3 protein-coding genes and 1 pseudogene are annotated in these 1,345 nt (G+C 48.2%); 3 read left to right on the plus strand and 1 reads right to left on the minus strand.

Annotated elements, in window-relative coordinates:
• Nucleotides 1-525, plus strand: a 525-nt coding sequence (locus BEA93_RS24360; protein ID WP_172955110.1) for an RHS repeat-associated core domain-containing protein, incomplete at its 5' end; no start/stop codon positions are given.
• The gene (locus tag BEA93_RS24365) at nucleotides 522-788 is read left to right on the plus strand and encodes a MafI family immunity protein (RefSeq protein WP_000989061.1); all 267 of its coding nucleotides are present in this window, start codon (nucleotides 522-524) and stop codon (nucleotides 786-788) included. The genes BEA93_RS24360 and BEA93_RS24365, both read left to right, overlap by 4 nt.
• Nucleotides 789-833: 45 nt before the next feature.
• On the opposite strand, the gene BEA93_RS24370 is transcribed toward BEA93_RS24365, so the two are convergent.
• The gene (locus BEA93_RS24370) at nucleotides 834-1,046 is read right to left on the minus strand and encodes a SymE family type I addiction module toxin (protein WP_085448795.1); all 213 of its coding nucleotides are present in this window, start codon (nucleotides 1,044-1,046) and stop codon (nucleotides 834-836) included.
• Here BEA93_RS24370 and BEA93_RS24375 point away from each other — a divergent pair.
• A pseudogene (locus BEA93_RS24375) lies at nucleotides 997-1,345 on the plus strand (hypothetical protein); the annotation flags it as partial. The gene BEA93_RS24370 and the pseudogene BEA93_RS24375 overlap by 50 nt on opposite strands.

Consider the following 1,345-nt stretch of genomic DNA (forward strand, 5'->3'; position numbering starts at 1 on the left):
CTGCGACTGCCGGGGCAGTACTTTGACGAAGAAACGGGACTGCATTACAATCTGTTCAGATATTATGCGCCGGAGTGTGGGCGGTTTATCAGCCAGGATCCGATAGGGCTGGCGGGGGGGATAAACCTCTATGCTTATGCGCCGAATCCGCTGTCATGGATCGACCCGCTGGGGTTATTTGGTTGTGGTCCAAAAGCGCAACAACATATTCTTCATGGTGATGGTCCTGGTAGTGGTGGTCATATGTGGCTTGGTCAGCCAGGTAAAACGATTTTTCCTCAATCATGGGATGCGAAAAAGATTATTTCCGAAGTTGATGATATTGTGAATTCACCATCGACTAAATGGTATGCCCAGCAAGGAACTGGAGGCGCATTAACGAAAGCAGGAAAAGCTGCTAATTGGGTGGCATGGGAAGTCAGAGATGGAGTACAGATTCGAGTAGTTTTCCAACCAGCCAAGGGAAGAATAGTTACTGCATTTCCTGATAGTGGACCGATTCCACCTTTACCGGGCGCAAAATGATGACTACTGCTACTGGTATCGAGTTAAAAGAATTTGGTGAAAATTTTCATGACAGACTTTCTGAAGATGAACTGAATTATGCGTTGAGTTACATCGATTTTGGGGAAGAGCCATTAGCTTTTGAAATATTATGTGATTATATCTGCGAAAATGACCTTGTTATAACAAAGAGTGAATATGAGCATCTATGTACTTTTAATAATATCTTCAATAATTTGTTAGAACATGATGTTGTTATTTATTTAAAAAGATTAGTTAAATAGTAATAACGCCAGGTAAGAAATTAAATCTTCCCGGCTTTTTATTATTTAGCTTTCGTTCAGCACACTAAACATCCCGTTCCGCATCCCCTTAACCACCTGTTTAACCTGATAAAGCTCCCTGCGCAGTTCCTGTACTTCGTTGTTATCCGCAAGCAGGATCAGGCAACCTTCCGGGATCTTCACGGTAACGCCCGTGCCGATCTCAAATCCCGCTTCTCTCAGCCATTTTGTGCTGAATGCGAGCGGGTATCCGGTCATCACCCAGACGCAGGGTACAGAAGGCGGGGTGCGTAATGAGCGGCAGGAGCGTGATGCGCTGGGCCGCCTGTTGCGCAGTGACACGCAGCACAGTACACGGACCTTCAGCTACAACCGTCTTGACCAGATAACGGAGGTGACGCTCACCCCCACGGAAGAAGGTGAGCGGCTGCACCACATGCAGGCGGACAGGGTGCGTTTTGCGTATGACCGCAGCGGGTGGCTGACGACGTTCAGCGGCTACAACGCCGACAACCGGTTAAGCTGGCAGCGCAGCCTGCCAGGCGGCAGCCGGAGTC

Source organism: Escherichia sp. MOD1-EC5950, from assembly GCF_002965345.1.
In the GTDB taxonomy this organism is placed as follows: domain Bacteria; phylum Pseudomonadota; class Gammaproteobacteria; order Enterobacterales; family Enterobacteriaceae; genus Escherichia; species Escherichia marmotae.